Consider the following 16,915-nt stretch of genomic DNA (forward strand, 5'->3'; position numbering starts at 1 on the left):
AAACTCGTGAATTTCTACAGGCGCATCGTACGGACCATCATGGCCACCTAAGGGCTGTGTATCCTGTGGCATGACTGAACAATCCTCACTCATCCGGGTCTTCAAAAATTGCGACGGCGCGGATGAACCCGGCCGAGGCACCTTTGATCTTGAAAGGGAAACAGGAAATCTCAAACCCTGTAGGCGGAAGCGTTTCCAGATTGGTCAGCTTTTCCATGTGGCAATACCCGATCTCCATCGAGGCACGGTGCCCTTCCCAGATGATCGAGGGGTCTTTGGTTTCCGCATATTCCTGCGCGGTTAGCGGGAAGGGGGCGTCCCAACTCCAGGCATCTGTTCCTGTCACCCGCACCCCGCGTTCGGTCAGGTACAAGGTCGCCTCTCGCCCCATACCGCACCCCTTCATCAGATAGTCGGGTTGGCCGTACTGCGTCCCTGCCGACGTGTTGACCATTACGATATCCAACGGGTTCAGGGTGTGACCGATCCGCTTCAACTCGACTTCGACATCCGCTGCGGTAACCACATAGCCATCCTCGAAATGACGGAAATCCAGTTTGACACCGGGGTTCATGCACCATTCCAAAGGAACTTCATCAATGGTGATCGCCCGCTCGCCTTTGTTCATTGTGGAATGGTGATGGTAGGGCGCGTCCAGATGGGTGCCGTTGTGGGTCGCAATTTGCAAACGTTCCAGCGCCCAGCCCTCGCCCCCCGGCAACTCTTCCTTCGACAGGCCGGGGAAAAAGGCCATGACCTGCTCGGCGGTCTGGTCATGCGACAGGTATTCGATCTCGGGCAGCATGATCGGCGGGTCCGATACAATGCCGGTTTCCAGCGGAACGGACAAATCGACGAAACGGCGGGGCATCGGCAACTCCATCATCAGGGACGGGAACAGGGTTGGCCGCGTATAAGCTCTTGTCAAGACGCGAAAAAGGCGGCCCGCAAAGGCCGCCTCTCCCATGTCGTGAGTGGTCTGGTGTTATTCCGCCGCGATGGCGTCTTCGATCTTTTCGACCTTGATCGCCGAGAACTTGAACTCGGGGATCTTGCCATAGGGGTCGATGGCCGAGTTGGTCAGTATGTTCGCAGCAGCCTCGACATAAGCAAACGGGATGAACACCATGTCTTCGGCAATCGCCCGGTCGGCACGCACCATGATCTCGATGGAACCGCGACGGGTGGTCAGACGGATCATCTCACCCGGTTCGATACCCATCAGCTTGAGCGTGCGCGGGTTCATTGAGCAGTTCGCTTCCGGCTCTACCGCATCCAGAACAGTGGCGCGGCGGGTCATCGAACCCGTGTGCCAATGCTCAAGCTGACGACCTGTCGTCGCGATCATCGGGTACTCTTCATCCGGGGCCTCATCCGGCGGGATGATGCTGGCCGGAGTGAACCTGGCCTTACCATCAGCCCGTGGGAAACCGTCTCCAAATACAATGGACTGGCCCGGATCGGTTTCACTTAGCGACGGGTAGGTGATCGTCTCGGTTTCCAGACGTTCCCAGGTGATGTTGTTTAGCGACTCCATTGTCAGCTTCATCTCGGCAAAGACCTGAGACACATCAGTGTAGTCCCAATTCAGTCCGATGCGCTGCGCCAACTCGACCGTGATCGCCCAATCCTCGCGTGCCTCACCCGGAGGGGCCACGGCAGGACGCACCCGCTGGACCTGACGGTTGGTGTTCGACACCGTGCCGTTCTTTTCATAAAGCGCCGAGGCGGGCAGAATGATGTCGGCATAGTTCGCCGTTTCGGTCAGGAAGATGTCCTGCACGATCATCAGGTCCAGCTTGGCCAGCGCTTCACGCGCATGGCCTACGTCCGGGTCAGACATGGCCGGGTTTTCGCCCAGAATGTACATACCCTTGATGTTGCGCGCATAGATCTGGTCGATGATCTCGGTAACCGTCAGACCCTTCTCGTTCGAGAAATCGTCCGAGCCCCAGACATCCGTAAACTGCGCCCGGATGTTGTCATCCGTGACCGTCTTGTAGTCTGGCAGGAACATCGGGATCAGGCCCGCATCGGACGCACCTTGCACGTTGTTCTGGCCGCGCAGGGGGTGCAGACCGGCGCCGGGTTTACCTACGTTGCCGGTCATAAGCGCCAGCGAGATCAGGCAGCGCGAATTATCCGTGCCGTGGATGTGTTGGCTGACGCCCATGCCCCAAAAGATCAGACCGGCCTTGGCCTGCGCAAAGGTGCGGGCCACGCGGCGCAGCTGATCGGGTTCGATGCCACAGATCGGGGCCATCGCTTCGGGCGTGAACTGACGCAGGTGCTCTTTCTCGGCCTCCCAGTTCTCGGTCCAGCGGTGGATGTACTGGCTGTCGTAGAGTTCCTCTTCAACAATCACGTTCATGATCGCATTGAGCATCGAGACATCGGCACCCGGACGGAATTGCAGCATTTCATCCGCGAACTTGCGCATCCCGACGCCGCGCGGGTCCATCACGATCAGCTTGCCACCGCGTTTGGTGAACTGTTTGAAGTAGGTCGCCGCAACGGGGTGGTTCTCGATGGGGTTGGCCCCGATGATGATCGCTACATCCGCGTTTTCGATCTCGTTGAAGGTCGCGGTCACAGCGCCCGAACCAACATTCTCGATCAGGGCAGCAACGGACGACGCGTGGCACAGACGGGTGCAGTGGTCGACGTTGTTGTGCTTGAAACCCTGACGGATGAACTTCTGGAACAGATAGGCTTCTTCGTTGGTGCATTTAGCTGAGCCAAAACCTGCCACGCTGCGCGGATCTTCGTCGCGTAGAGCCATCAGCTTAGTGGCCGCCAGATCCATCGCCTCTTCCCATGTCGCTTCGCGGAAATGGGTCGACAGGTCCGATGGATCGACGTTCAGGCCCTTTTCAGGGGCATCTTCGCGCCGGATCAACGGCTTGGTCAGGCGGTGTGGGTGGTGGATATAGTCGAAACCAAACCGCCCTTTTACACACAGGCGACCTTCGTTTGCCGGGCCGTTGATGCCCTCGACATACTTGACCTTGCCGTCTTTGACCTTCAGCGAGACCTTACAGCCCACGCCGCAGAACGGGCAGACGCTTTCGGTTTCGCTGTCATAGTCCTTGCTGTCGCCGAGTTGCTGATCGTCCAGCACGGTGGCAGGCATCAGCGCGCCGGTCGGGCAAGCCTGAACACATTCGCCACAGGCCACACAGGTCGATGCGCCCATTGGGTCGTTCTGGTCAAACACCACCTGTGCGGTGTGTCCGCGACCGGCCATTCCGATCACGTCATTCACCTGCACGTCACGGCAGGCCCGGACGCAGAGGTTGCAGTTGATGCAAGCGTCCAGATTGACGCGCATCGCCACGTGGCTGTCATCCAGCAGCGGGATTTTCTCGGCCTCTTTCGCCGGGAACCGGCTGTCGCTGACATCGTTCAGCTTGGCCATGTCCCAGAAGTGGCTTGAGGCATCATGCGGTTGCTCGGGCTGGTCGGCCACCAGCAACTCCATGACCATCGCTCGGGATTTCTCGGCCCGGTCAGTGTCGGTCTTCACGACCATCCCTTCAGCCGCCGGACGGATGCACGAGGCGACCAGAGTGCGCTCGCCCTCCACCTCGACCATACAGGCGCGGCAGTTGCCGTCGGGTTTGTAGCCGGGTGCCGGTTTGTGGCACAGGTGCGGGATCACCAGTCCACGGCCATTGGCCGCTTCCCAGATCGTGGTGCCCTCGGGCACGGTAACGTCATCGCCGTTCAGGTTGAAGGTGACGGTCTTGGTTGGGCTTGCGTCAAGCATGGCTCTGTCTCCCTTCAGATTTCGTCAGCGAAGTGTTTCATGACCAGGCGGATCGGATTCGGGGCCGCCTGCCCCAGACCGCAGATCGAGGCATCGCCCATCACCTGACACAGATCTTCCAGCAGATCGGTGTCCCATTTGTCGGCCTGCATCAGCTTTACCGCCTTTTCGCAGCCTGCACGGCAGGGCGTACACTGACCGCAGCTTTCATCCTCGAAGAACCGCAGCATGTTCAGCGCCGCGTCGCGGGCGGTGTCCTGATCGGAAAGAACCACCACAGCGGCAGAGCCGATAAAGGTGCCATGCGGTTGCAGCGTGTCAAAATCCAACGGGATGTCATCCATCGACGCAGGCAACAGGCCCGAAGACGGACCGCCCGGCTGATACGCCTTGAAACTCTGGCCCTCGGCCATGCCACCGGCGGCTTCGATCACGTCCAGAATGGTCGATCCTGCGGGCAGTAGATACACCCCAGGCTTCGCCACCCGGCCCGAAACCGAATAGCTGCGCAGGCCCTTGCGGCCGTTCTTTTCGGTGCTGTTGAGGCATTCCGGGCCTTCACGGCACACTTTGGTGACCCAATAGAGTGTTTCGACATTGTGCACCAAGGTCGGGCGGTTAAAGACCCCAACCTGCGCCACGAACGGAGGACGGTGACGTGGCAAGCCCTTCTTGCCCTCAATCGACTCGATCATCGCAGATTCTTCGCCGCAGATGTAAGCACCAGCACCCCGGCGCAGGTCGATATAGCCTTCTTCGACGATACCCGCCTGTTCCAAGGCAGCGATCTCGCGGCGCAGAATTTCCAGCACTGCCGGGTATTCGTCGCGCATGTAGATGAAGCAGGTCTCGGCCTCGACCGCCCAAGCAGCGATCAGCATCCCTTCGAGGAAGACATGCGGCGTGCGTTCCAGATAGTAGCGGTCTTTGAATGTGCCGGGTTCGCCCTCATCGCCATTCACGGCCAGATAACGCGGGCCTTCGTTCATGCGAACAAAGCCCCATTTCTTGCCGGACGGGAAACCAGCGCCGCCCAGACCGCGCAGGCCCGAGGACAGTACGTCTTCCTGCACCTTTTCCCAATCTCCGCCCTCACGCAGCTCTTTCAGCTTGGCGTAGCCGCCGTTGGCCTCATAGGCAGCGAAGGTTTCATAGTCGGGCAGATGGGCATGCGTGTCATCGGCAGCAATCGCGGCCTGCACCTTTTCGGGGGTCGCGTGGTCGATATGGTTGTGACCGATCTCAAGCACCGGAGCGGTGTCGCAGCGGCCCATACAAGGCGCGCGAACGACACGCACTTGTGAAGCATCCAGACCTTCTTCCAAAGCCTTCTGCAACTGCTGTGCTCCAGCCATTTCGCAGGACAGGGAATCACAGACCCGGATCGTCAACGCAGGCGGAGGCGTTTCATCTTCTTTCACCACATCGAAATGGGCATAGAAGGTGGCCGTTTCATAAATCTCGGCCTGACCAATCCGCATCTCAACCGCCAGCGCAGCAATGTGATCGGCGCTGATATGGCCGTGTGCGTCCTGAATCAGGTGCAGAAACTCGATCAACAGATCGCGGCGGCGCGGGCGGTCGCCCAGCAGGCGATGAATTTCTGCCTGTGCTTCATCCGTGAATTGACGACCTTTGGGCGTGTGCCGCCCCTTGCCTTTACCTGACTTCCAGACGCCTTTGGGTGCGCCTGATGGCTTGGTATCTAATGGTGCCATGATGCCCTCCGATTGAGGCTCCGTGTCTCATCAGATTAGCATATCGTCAAATCGCATTTGGCAATCGCACGATAACGACAGGTTATCACCGCAAAGACGTCACCACAGCGCGCAAAGCCTGGACTGTTGGCAATTCCGGGTCGCGACTGAGTGTCGCCAGACAAATCGGTTTGCTGACCACAGGATCTATCAGCGGCAGCACTTTTGTACCCTTCAGATCGCCCAACGCGCGTACCAGAACCCGAGGGACAACGGTGGCAGCGAGCCCCTCACGCGCCATGACCATAGAGGCAGTGAAACCGCTGGTTTCAGCAACAACGTCCGGGTGCAGCCCTTGTTCGGCGAAGATCCGGTCAAGAATACGGCGGTTTTGCATCTGCGGCTCAAGCAGGCTGAGCGGGAACTCTGCCACCTGTGCCCATGGGATCGGGCCGGTTTCGTCGGTCAAATGCGACGGCACAAGCAGAACATAGGTTTCCTCGTACAAAGGCTGCACCTGCCGCAGATCGGTTCCGATACTGTCGCCATAAGTGATACCTGCATCCAGGCTGCCCTCATCCAGTCGGTGCTGAATGGCCGTGGCGGACATGGTCTCGATCCGGGTAATGATACGCGGATGCGCGTCCCGCAGCCGTTTGATCAGGCGGCCAGTGAAAGCAATGGCGGTGGGGATCACGCCGAGGATCAGCGTACCGGTGATCTCACCTTTGGCGGCCAACACCTGTTGTTCCAGCGCTTTGGTGTCATCCAGAATACGCCGCGCCCGCTGGACGATCATCTCGCCTTCTTCGGTCAGGCCCTGAAACCGGTTGGCGCGGCGGACGATGGACACACCCAACCGATCCTCAAGATTGCGGATGCGCATCGAAAAGGCAGGCTGCGAAATCCCACATTCCTCGGCTGCTTTGGCAAAGTGGCGATGCCGCGCAAGGGCGCTGAGGAGCTGGAGGTCACGGATTTCGATCATTTAGAGGTGTCTCAAGGAACGGATCAAAACCTATACTAGATAAGATTTCGACGTATAGGAACTCGCCGCCAGGCTGGGGACATTTTGAACTAAACCTTAGCGATCCTTGAGTTCAATATGCACATTGAAACACCGGAAAGTCGCATCTGAAATTTTATGTGAGAAGTGGACATGCGTCTCAGGATTTCCAGAGTCCACAAATTGCATATCTCTGCTGGTCGTTCGGTGATTAATGGTTGCGCCATCTGATCCTTCCGAAAGGAGATCTGAAAAACTTGGGGTGTCTGGTAAACCTGAAGCCGCGACGTCGCTGCCGCGATAAATACGGCAGGCAATCACTTGGCCAAGAGACGTGTTTGGAATCACGATCTGATACGGGTGAGCCATCATGAGCGGGAATGATCTGACTTCGAATTCGAAAATTTCATCATAAGTCACGACCGCCCGCGGGTTATAGGGGCTACGGCCTGTGGATTCGGCAATGGATGCGAAAGGCAGAGAGGCGAATAGCAACACGGGTAGCAACCGGTGTGCAATTTTCTCAGTTCGCATCAAATTTAACCTGCTTCAATTCTGGCTGTTGCCAAAGAAAATCTTAGACTTCAGCCTAAGATCAAAAGCACCACTTTGACAAAATTACGACCCGAGTGGTGGATTCTTTTTTCCTCAAGCGGCAAATTCCACTGTTGCAGCACCTGCGACCTCAACGGCACGGCAAATAATGTCCTGCAATAGACGCGACGATCGATTGCCCGTCGAAGCTTTTTAGGATCAGGTATTAAACAAAAAGTGCATCACATCGCCGTCCTTGACGATGTAGCCCTTACCCTCGGCCCGCATCTTGCCCGCCTCTTTGGCACCTTGTTCGCCGTTCGCGGCAATATAGTCGTCATAGGCGATGGTCTCGGCGCGGATGAAGCCCTTTTCGAAATCCCCATGGATCACGCCAGCGGCCTGCGGTGCGGCGGTGCCGGTGCGGATGGTCCAGGCGCGGGCCTCTTTCGGGCCTACGGTGAAATAGGTTTCCAGCTTCAGCAGGTCGTAACCGGCGCGGATCAGGCGGTCGAGGCCGGGTTCTTTCAGACCCATTTCCTCAAGGAACATCTGGGCTTCGTCTTCTTCCAGCAGGCTGATCTCTTCTTCGATCTTGGCGCTGATAATAACGTGGGAATTGCCCTGTGCGGCGGCCATCTCGGCAACCTTGGCGGAGTATTCATTGCCCTCGGCGGCCTCTTCCTCGGACACGTTGCAAACATAAAGCACCGGCTTTGTGGTCAGAAGCTGCAGCATCTTCCATGCCTTGGCGTCTTCGTCCGAGACCTCGACCAGACGCGCGGGCTTGCCGTTTTCCAGCATCGCCTGCGCTTCGGCCAGCAGACGATCCTGCTGTTGCGCTTCTTTGTCGTTGCCCTTGAGCTTGCGCACCAGATTGGCGCGGCGCTTTTCGATGCTTTCCAGATCAGCCAGCATCAGCTCGGTCTCAATCGTATCAGCGTCGGCCACCGGATCGACGCGACCGTCCACATGGGTGACGTCGCCATCTTCGAAACAGCGCAGCACATGGGCGATCGCATCCGTCTCGCGAATGTTGGCCAGAAACTGGTTGCCCAGCCCCTCACCCTTGGAAGCACCTTTGACCAGACCGGCGATGTCCACGAACGTCATCCGCGTTGGAATGATCTGTTTCGAAGCGGCAATCGCCGCCAATTTGTCCAGACGATCATCGGGAACCGCCACGTCACCCACATTGGGCTCGATGGTGCAAAACGGGAAGTTTGCCGCCTGCGCGGCTGCGGTTTTGGTCAACGCATTGAACAGGGTCGATTTACCCACATTCGGCAGACCCACGATTCCCATTTTAAAGCCCATGACGGCCTCCTGCATAGAATACGAGCGCAGCTTCTATGCAGGTCCGTCTCAATGCGCAAGCCATTGCTGGACCAGTTGCAACTGAGTCCTTTTCGACACATCACAAAAACGTTCCAAAATCGTGTTCTTGGTGGAATTGAAAAAAAGGCTTTACGATAGCCACTTAGCATTAAACGACGCGTCTTTTACCGGCAGAACACAATGAAACAACTTCTCCTTGCAGCCGCTCTGATGGTCACAACCCACGCGACCGCCCATGCCCAAACCATTGTCTTCGGAGCCGGCTATTCAGATTTTTCCGAGGCGACATCCGAAGATCAGGCGCTGATCGCTCTCGAATACCAACACACTCCGTTTCACCAGGCAACGCGGTTCAGCGCTGGCTGGGGTGCCGCATTCTCGGTTGACGAAGACGGGGATACACATATCGGTGCGGGGCTGGTCGGGCTGTATTCTTTAGGCGAGCGTTGGTTTGTCGAAGGCAGTGTCATGCCGGGCTACTTCAATGCCAGCAACGACCAGAACGACCTGGGTGGAGACTTCCAGATCCGCAGTTTGCTGGGACTGGGCTATAGTCTTAACAACGGTAACAGCCTTTCCGTTGCAATCACCCATAAGTCCAACGCCAGCACGCAAGACGAAAACCCCGGGGTGAACGCGTTGCTGCTGCGGTATCATCTGGGCTTCTGATCTATTCCTGCCTCGGCGGGATTGATTTTCGGTCAAACTTTCTGCACACGGGTCCAAACCCGAGTGCAAGGACATCCGATGACCCGTATCGACGCAAAGTTTGCCGCCCTGAAAGCCGAAGGCAAAAAGGCTTTTGTTGCCTATGTCATGGCCGGAGACCCCGACTATGAAACCTCACTTGAAGTGGTCAAAGGTCTGCCGGGCGCTGGCGTAGACGTCATCGAACTAGGCTTGCCGTTTACCGACCCGATGGCAGATGGGCCGACGATTCAGGCAGCGGGTCAACGCGCGTTGGATGGCGGCATGACTTTGCAACGCACATTGGATCTGGCACGTGCGTTCCGGGAAACTGACGAGACAACTCCGATTGTCCTGATGGGGTATTACAACCCGATTTACAGCCGCGGCGTAGACGCATTTCTGGCCGATGCGAAGGAAGCCGGGATCGACGGTTTGATCGTTGTCGACCTGCCGCCAGAAGAAGACGAAGAACTGTGCCTGCCGGCTCAGGCGGCGGGGTTGAACTTCATCCGTCTGGCGACCCCCACAACTGACGACAAGCGCTTGCCGCGCGTTCTGCAGAACACATCCGGTTTCGTGTATTACGTCTCGATCACCGGGATCACCGGCGCGGCCGAAGCACAGGCAACGGATGTTGGCCCCGAAGTCGCCCGCATCAAAGCCGCGACAGACCTGCCGGTGATCGTGGGCTTTGGCATTAACACGCCTGAAAAGTCACGCAACATCGCATCAGTGTCCGACGGTGCCGTGGTCGGATCTGCGATCGTAAGCCAGATCGGCGCGGGCAAACCGGTGGCCGACGTGCTGGATTTTGTTAAGTCCTTGTCGGATGGGGCGCACAGCGTCTGATCAGAGGATCACATTACAAAACTCAACCAAACCGTCGCAGACTGCCCTGCGGCGGTTTTTTTGACGGCCGGTTACGTGGTGACTCCATTGCAGGGCTTGGAACAGATTGGTAAGGAAAATTAACCAGAAAACCCAGAGGTCCGCAGCCATGCCCGTGATTACCAATATCGAAGACCTCAGGCGCATATACGAACGTCGTGTCCCACGAATGTTCTACGATTACGCCGAAAGTGGCAGCTGGACAGAACAGACGTTTCGCGAAAACAGCAGCGATTTTGAAGAAATCCGTCTGCGCCAGCGGGTAGCGGTTGATATGTCCGGGCGTTCGACAGCTTCGCAGATGATTGGCGAGGATGTTTCGATGCCGGTCGCGCTGGCTCCGGTGGGTCTGACGGGGATGCAACACGCGGATGGCGAAATGAAAGCCGCCAAAGCGGCTGAAGAATTTGGCGTACCGTTCACCCTGTCCACCATGTCGATCAACTCGATCGAAGATGTGGCAGAACACACCAACACGCCGTTCTGGTTTCAGCTCTACACGATGAAGGATTCAGACTATGTCAGCCGTCTGATCCAAAGGGCCAAAGACGCAAAGTGTTCAGCCTTGGTGATCACTCTGGACCTGCAAATTCTTGGACAACGCCACAAGGACCTGAAGAACGGCCTTTCCGCCCCTCCAAAACTCACGGCAAAAACCATCGCCAACCTGATGACCAAATGGGCTTGGGGTGTCGAAATGCTGCGGGCACAAAGACGCGAATTCGGCAATATCGTAGGGCATGTAGAAGGCATCTCAGACGCTTCTTCGTTAGGTGCCTGGACCGCCGAGCAGTTCGATCCCAGCCTGGATTGGGCCAAAGTCGAAAAACTGATGGAACAATGGGGCGGCAAGGTCATCCTAAAAGGGATACTTGACGCTGAAGACGCCAAAATGGCGGCAAAACTCGGAGCTGATGCCATCGTGGTCTCCAACCACGGGGGCCGACAACTGGATGGTGCGCTCAGTTCGATCCGTGTGCTACCTGAGATCATGGATGCTGTCGGTGGAGATATCGAGGTACATCTGGACAGCGGCATCAGGTCCGGGCAGGACGTTTTGAAGGCATTGGCCTTGGGCGCTCAAGGTACCTATATCGGGCGCGCTTTTGTTTACGGTCTGGGCGCTATGGGACAAAGAGGCGTGACCACAGCGCTGGAGGTGATTCAAAAGGAACTGGACACCACAATGGCACTTTGCGGTGAGCGTATGGTGACTGATTTTGGTCGCCATAACCTTCTTGTACCCGAAGATTTCGGCGGTCGCTGGCAAGACTGAACCGGTTCGCATTAGGGGGCTCTGCCCCCGTCGCCCGCTGGGCGCCTCCCCCGAGAAATTTAAAGCCAGATGAAGCAAGGATCCTTTATTCATCTGGCCGAAAATACCTCGGAGCGCGAGGCAGAGCCTCGCAAAATGGAAAATGGCTAAAAACCTCTTTCCAAACCCAGTGAATCAAGCTAAGGACGCGGCTTCACGCGGGCATACAGCCTTGGAGGATGCCCGCCCTAACATTGGAGAATTATCATGGCTGGAGAGATTCCTGATCTCGTAGCTCTGGAACGGACGGGGACAGGCAAGGGCGCCGCTCGTCAGGCACGCCGCGACGGCATGGTTCCGGGCATTGTTTTTGGTGGCGACAAAGAGCCGCTGCCGATTCAGATCCCGTTCAATGAGTTGTTCAAGCGCCTGAAAGCGGGCCGCTTCAAGTCGACTCTGTGGAACCTGAAGGTTGACGGTCACGAAGATGTCCGCGTCATCTGCCGTGACGTTCAGCGTGACATCGTCAAAGACCTGCCGACCCACCTGGACCTGATGCGTCTGCGTCGGACCACCAAAATCGCGCTGTACATCCCCGTTGAGTTCATCAACGAAGATGAAGCACCCGGCATCAAGAAGGGCGGCGTTCTGACTGTTGTCCGTCCGGAAGTCGAACTGATGTGCACCGCCGGTGATATTCCTGAGAAGATCACCGTTGACGTGACCGGAATGAACATCAACGACGTTGTCACCATTTCTTCGGTTGACCTGCCTGCAGGCACCAAACCGACCATCGATCGTGATTTCGTGATCGCAAACGTTTCGGCACCGACAGGTCTGTCGACAAGCGACGACGAAGAAGGTGAAGAAGTGGCTGCAGACGAGGTTGAAGTCGTCGGTCAGGAAGCTGAAGAAGAATAAGCTCGAACTTCAAGTGTTCGGATTTGGAAACGGGGCCTCTGTCGGGCCCCGTTTTCTTTTGTCGCGCGGGCTGGAAACGGGTGGCATTCCATGCCATCAACCACCTGCATCGCACAAGGATGAGACTATGAAACTGTTTGTGGGATTGGGGAACCCGGGGTCGAAATACGCCCGCAACCGGCACAATATTGGCTTCATGGCCGTGGAACGGATCGCCGAGGATCACGGCTTTGGTCCTTGGAGATCCAAGTTCCAGGCCGAAATCGCCGAAGGGCGTTTGGGCGATGAAAAAGTTCTGCTGATCAAACCTCAAACTTTCATGAACCGGTCGGGTCAGTCGGTGGGAGAAGCGATACGGTTCTACAAGCTGGATTCGACCGATGTGACCATCTTCCACGACGAGCTGGACCTCGCCCCCGGAAAAGTCCGTGTGAAAGCGGGTGGAGGACATGCCGGGCACAATGGCCTGCGCTCGATCCATGATCATATCAGCCCTGCTTATGACCGGGTGCGGTTGGGGATCGGGCATCCGGGGCGGAAAGAGATGGTCTCACCCTATGTTCTGGGTGACTTTGCCAAGGCGGATGCCGACTGGCTGGATGATGTTCTGCGCGGGGTTTCGGATGGCGCGGCATACTTGGCGAACGGCGATGGCGGCAAATTCATGAATGCAGTCGCGCTGCGCACTGCTCCGCCGCGATCCTCAAATAGCCCTGCCCCGAAGAGTAAGGCGAAGCCTGATACACCGCCCGAACCAGTGGTTGATGACCGCTCTGCCATGCAGAAGCTGTTGGATAAGTTCAAATAGCAGATCCGAAACGTTCCGTTACGTAGCCATTGCAGAATGAATGTGACCGCGATCCAATACCGTGGACCAAGGGAGGCTAAGGGATGAGATCCTTCTTGAAATGGGTACTACGCATCGGTGTGGCACTGGCGCTGGCGGCCGTTGCCGTAGGGCTGTGGAAACGTGAAGAGCTGCAGCGCTTGATGGCTGTGAACTCACTGTTTTCCGAGGAAAAGATCGTTCACAATTTTTCGCATATGGATGCGGCTTTTTTGACCGTTGATCTGCCCCGTGGCGACGCCCCGACATGGGAGCTGTCTTATGGCGATGGATTTGACTTGCCGGACGGCACCGACATCTGGATCAATGAACGCGCTGTCACTTCTCTGTTGGTGATGCAGGACGGCGATATCCGGTTCGAGGAATACTATCTTGGCACCGGACCAGATGACCGCAGAATCTCGTGGTCGGTGGCCAAAAGTTATTTGTCAGCACTGTTCGGGATTTTACTGGATGAGGGCGCGATCGAGTCGCTGGATGACCCGGTGATAAAATACGCACCAAAACTCAACGGCAGCGCGTATGAGGGCGCGACAATCCGCAACGTGTTGAACATGGCCAGCGGGGTCACCTTTGACGAGGACTATCTGGACCCGAATTCCGACATCAACCGCATGGGTCGCGTGATCGCCTTGGGCGGCGAACTGGACGATTTCGCGGCATCCCTGCAAGACAGCTTCGCGACACCGGGCGAGACCTGGCAATACGTCTCGATCGACACGCACGTCCTGGGCATGGTGATACGCGGCGCGACCGGGCAGAGCGTGGCAGAGCTGTTGACCGATAAAGTCATTCAGCCCTTGGGCCTGGAACGTGACGGATACTATGTCACTGACGGTTCTGGCGTTGCTTTTGTTTTGGGCGGCCTGAACTTCACCACGCGTGACTTTGCACGGTTCGGCCAGATGATCCTGCAAGACGGCAAAGTGAATGGGCAGCAACTGGTTCCTGCCGAATGGATATTCGAGGCCACGCAACCCAGCGCCCCGACGGCACAAGGTAAGATAGGTTATGGCTATCAGTGGTGGATACCCCAAGGTGCCCATGAGGGTGAGTTTCTGGCCCGTGGCGTTTACGGTCAGTATATCTATTTCAATCAGCCCCGCGGTGTTCTTATCGTCTCGACCGGTGCAGACCGGCTGTTCCGGGAACCCGGCGTGAACGATCAGAATATTGAAATGTTCCGAAAGATCGCTGAAAGCCTGTAAGGTAGCCTCATGCAAAAGCAAGACAGTATCAATGTGCTGGGTGGTGTCCTCGCCCCCTGTTCAAGAGATCCTCTAACCGGCTTTTTCCGGGACGGCGTATGTAACACCTGCCCCGAAGATCAGGGCAGCCACACCGTGTGTGCGGTAATGACAGCCGAGTTCCTGGCATTCTCGAAATACGTCGGCAATGATCTCAGCACCGCACGGCCCGAGTTCGACTTTCCCGGTCTCAAGCCGGGTGACAGTTGGTGCCTTTGTGCCAGCCGCTTTCTACAAGCCCATGACGAAGGTTGTGCCCCTCAGGTCCATCTTGAGGCCACGCATCAACGCGCGCTTGAGATCGTGCCCCTTGAGATTTTGCAACAACACAAAGCGGAAAAGTGAAGCCTTCAAAGCGGCAATGTCCGGTCCGCTCAGAACGGTTCAGAAGGACATTTGCCAGAGAAGGTTAAGGCTGTAGTTTTCGAACCCGCTTTCACCAATGCCGTCATAAAACACATTGGCCGCTAGCAAACTGTTGTTTTCCAGACGGTAGTCGAAACCCAGATCCGCACGGGCACGGGCCGTATCACCAATTGGCGTTAGACCCGGAACAGTGCCTGTGCCCGAGGTTGTACTCCAGACTCCTGACAAACCGCCGGTCAATTCCATGGCACCGCGCGACACCTGGATAGGGTGGCTGAAATCCATACCCAGCCGCGCCGTGGTCAGGCTGAAGTCCTGCTGTGGAATGAGGTTCCCCAAGCTGTCTGTGTATGCCTTCTGATCATCGCTGGCATAGCTGACATCCAGCAACGGCATCAAAGTCAGAGCACCTCGCTTGATTTCACCAGTGACACGCGATTGCACCAACCAGCGATCGCTGTCGAAACTGTCGGTATAAGTGCCCAGTGGAGAAATGTCGTTTTCCGCCTGCCCGTACAGAACGCGCCCCTCAAAAAACACCGGCTGACTGGGCAATTTGGCCACGACGTAAGGGCCGACCAACCATCCGGTACCATCGACACTGGCTGCTCCGTTCTCGGTTTCGGCATAGTCGAGTTGCAGCATGGCCCCGATCAGAAGGTTCGAATTGACCTGACGGTGGGCGCCCAATACGGCCAATGCGTAAGTGCTGTCGAAGTCGTCCTGTGAACTCCAATTGCCGGATAGGTTGAACCAGATCGGGCTGGATGGATCTGAGGCAAAGTTCAAATAACCCGAGCCCTGCGTTACTGACGAGTCAAATACACCTGACCCCGAACGCTGCAAGAACCGGGTCAGTCCGGGCTGGTTCGTCGTAAGGCTGGTGGCCCGTGCGTTCTGAAAGGCCTGTATAAGACGCTGCGTGTTTGTCACCGCCTGTACTGTCGTCACAGTGTTGGAGGCCAGGTTCAAGTTGCCCGCCGCGTCAGTAAACACACCGGCTGGAATGAAGAGTTCGATGGTACCGTTGTTCTGCGGTGTAAGCGTTGCAACATAGTTGGTCCCGGACCCTGTCAGGGTGGCTGTTGCGTTGGTGACAGACAGATCGCCCACTGTGAAATCTGTGCTGGGCTCGCTGAGGGTGATCGACGCCTGAAAAGTTCCATTTCCTGTAGCCGTCAATGCTCCGATTGTAGCTGTTGGCTGGGTTGTATCCACCAGCGTTCGCGTGTTGATAATTTGAGTGGTCGTGACGCCAGACAGTGCGATCTCATAGCGATACAGTGGGCCGCCAACGGTTTCCTGGGCTGTGAAAACCACGCCAAGAAACCCATCCGCTGCATAGGTGGAATCTGCACCATCCTGACTGATGATGGTCGCGTTAAGGTATCCCAACGCCGCCAATCCGCCGGGCGTGATTGCGCTTGCAGGCAATGTTCCAAAATTGAAGTAGAAAGATCCTCCGGGGACTTCTCCCGAGCCTCCCAAAGACATAAACGCTGTTTCACTCGCCTGGAGATTGCTAAAAAAGATCTGCCCGCCATTCGGGGTCGTTACGGTCTGGGATGGAAAGGAAGGGCCCCCAAATGCAAGACCTTCCTTCGCGTTTGCAGCAATAAGCGCCGAAACCAGTAAAACCAGGCTTAACAACCTTGCTATCGCGACCCTTACCATACTACCTCCTACAACACCGCACGGGCACCAGACACAGGGGCGCTCAGGTTCGAAAAGCAACCCACGCGTGTTGTCACTGGTCCAAACATCGCAGAGACATCCCCTAAAACCGGCCCCCATAAACCAGTTTACAAAACGTTAAATCAATTCTGAGAAGTTGTATAGAATGTGAGATTGCTCAACTGAGCACCAACAACGGCGGGTTTGTCCTGCGTTTTTTGCGGTTTGGTTAGGCTACTGCGAAGAACCACCAGTTTTTGAAGGTGTTTAGCGCAGAACTGGCGCGCAAGAGCAGATGGCAGAGCAGGTGCTTTGAAGAAATAGAACCCGTGCAAAATCAGCAAAAATGCAACAGTTGATTCAATCTGTTAAGATTGTAGTCAATCGAGAAACGCAAGGCTTCTTAGCCAAAGAGTAAGCAAATAGTTCTTTGATTCATCAGCTCTGATGACTCAACTGGTTGGCGAGTCCCGAAAAGCACAAGCTTGGAAGAAAAAACCGGGGCAAAGCGCCCCGGTTTTGCCTTAGCCGACTGTGCGACCTTCAGTGTCTGACATATCGAAATTCAGGTACTTCGCTACGGTCTGAACGTCTTTGTCGCCGCGCCCGCACATGTTCATGCAGATCAGGTGATCCTTGGGTAGATCCGGCGCAATCTTCATCACATGAGCCAGCGCGTGAGA

The 16,915-nt window shown here is 56.6% G+C and carries 14 protein-coding genes and 1 pseudogene; 7 read left to right on the forward strand and 8 right to left on the reverse strand.

All coding sequences use genetic code 11. The features are described from left to right. Window positions 1-85: 85 nt before the first annotated feature. The 6 genes from AC2FNU_RS18800 to ychF all read right to left on the reverse strand — a co-directional run bounded on the left by AC2FNU_RS18800 (window position 86) and on the right by ychF (window position 8,323). Complete coding sequence (locus AC2FNU_RS18800) at window positions 86-871, reverse strand: cyclase family protein (protein WP_496791484.1); 786 nt, start codon at window positions 869-871, stop codon at window positions 86-88. Window positions 872-985: 114 nt separating this feature from the next. Next, window positions 986-3,769 carry a formate dehydrogenase subunit alpha gene (gene fdhF / locus AC2FNU_RS18805; RefSeq protein WP_496791487.1) on the reverse strand — a complete coding sequence of 928 codons (2,784 nt, stop codon included), beginning with the start codon at window positions 3,767-3,769 and terminating at the stop codon, window positions 986-988. 14 nt (window positions 3,770-3,783) lie between these two features. After that, the gene (locus tag AC2FNU_RS18810) at window positions 3,784-5,487 is read right to left on the reverse strand and encodes an NAD(P)H-dependent oxidoreductase subunit E (RefSeq protein WP_496791491.1); all 1,704 of its coding nucleotides are present in this window, start codon (window positions 5,485-5,487) and stop codon (window positions 3,784-3,786) included. Between the two features lie 85 nt (window positions 5,488-5,572). Further along, a complete protein-coding gene (locus tag AC2FNU_RS18815) occupies window positions 5,573-6,454 on the reverse strand; it encodes a LysR family transcriptional regulator (RefSeq protein WP_496791494.1) in 882 nt (293 codons plus the stop codon). A 96-nt stretch (window positions 6,455-6,550) separates the two neighbouring features. Continuing rightward, window positions 6,551-7,006, reverse strand: coding sequence for a hypothetical protein (locus AC2FNU_RS18820; RefSeq protein ID WP_496791498.1), 456 nt, complete (start codon window positions 7,004-7,006; stop codon window positions 6,551-6,553). 219 nt (window positions 7,007-7,225) lie between these two features. Further along, entirely contained in the window at window positions 7,226-8,323 is a 1,098-nt protein-coding gene (ychF, locus tag AC2FNU_RS18825; RefSeq protein ID WP_496791502.1) for a redox-regulated ATPase YchF, read from the reverse strand. A 201-nt stretch (window positions 8,324-8,524) separates the two neighbouring features. On the opposite strand from ychF, the gene AC2FNU_RS18830 reads away from it, so the two are divergent. From AC2FNU_RS18830 to AC2FNU_RS18860, 7 genes are all read left to right on the forward strand, one after another. Next, a complete protein-coding gene (locus AC2FNU_RS18830; RefSeq protein WP_496791504.1) occupies window positions 8,525-9,013 on the forward strand; it encodes an acyloxyacyl hydrolase in 489 nt (162 codons plus the stop codon). A 78-nt stretch (window positions 9,014-9,091) separates the two neighbouring features. Further along, window positions 9,092-9,883, forward strand: coding sequence for a tryptophan synthase subunit alpha (gene trpA / locus AC2FNU_RS18835; RefSeq protein ID WP_496791507.1), 792 nt, complete (start codon window positions 9,092-9,094; stop codon window positions 9,881-9,883). 148 nt (window positions 9,884-10,031) lie between these two features. Beyond that, the gene (locus AC2FNU_RS18840) at window positions 10,032-11,198 is read left to right on the forward strand and encodes an alpha-hydroxy acid oxidase (RefSeq protein ID WP_496791512.1); all 1,167 of its coding nucleotides are present in this window, start codon (window positions 10,032-10,034) and stop codon (window positions 11,196-11,198) included. A gap of 246 nt (window positions 11,199-11,444) precedes the next feature. Continuing rightward, window positions 11,445-12,098: a 50S ribosomal protein L25/general stress protein Ctc gene (locus AC2FNU_RS18845; protein WP_496791516.1), complete on the forward strand. Its 654-nt coding sequence runs from the start codon at window positions 11,445-11,447 to the stop codon at window positions 12,096-12,098. 127 nt (window positions 12,099-12,225) lie between these two features. After that, a complete protein-coding gene (gene pth / locus AC2FNU_RS18850) occupies window positions 12,226-12,906 on the forward strand; it encodes an aminoacyl-tRNA hydrolase (RefSeq protein ID WP_496791521.1) in 681 nt (226 codons plus the stop codon). An 83-nt stretch (window positions 12,907-12,989) separates the two neighbouring features. Next, entirely contained in the window at window positions 12,990-14,153 is a 1,164-nt protein-coding gene (locus tag AC2FNU_RS18855) for a serine hydrolase domain-containing protein (RefSeq protein WP_496791524.1), read from the forward strand. Between the two features lie 9 nt (window positions 14,154-14,162). After that, window positions 14,163-14,537, forward strand: a complete 375-nt coding sequence (locus AC2FNU_RS18860) for a DUF2237 family protein (protein WP_496791529.1) — start codon at window positions 14,163-14,165, stop codon at window positions 14,535-14,537. A gap of 39 nt (window positions 14,538-14,576) precedes the next feature. On the opposite strand, the gene AC2FNU_RS18865 is transcribed toward AC2FNU_RS18860, so the two are convergent. After that, window positions 14,577-16,052: an Ig-like domain-containing protein gene (locus tag AC2FNU_RS18865; protein WP_496791534.1), complete on the reverse strand. Its 1,476-nt coding sequence runs from the start codon at window positions 16,050-16,052 to the stop codon at window positions 14,577-14,579. A gap of 704 nt (window positions 16,053-16,756) precedes the next feature. Then, a pseudogene (locus tag AC2FNU_RS18870) lies at window positions 16,757-16,915 on the reverse strand (tryptophan synthase subunit beta); the annotation flags it as partial.

The organism is Ruegeria sp. BHSB064, assembly GCF_059613205.1.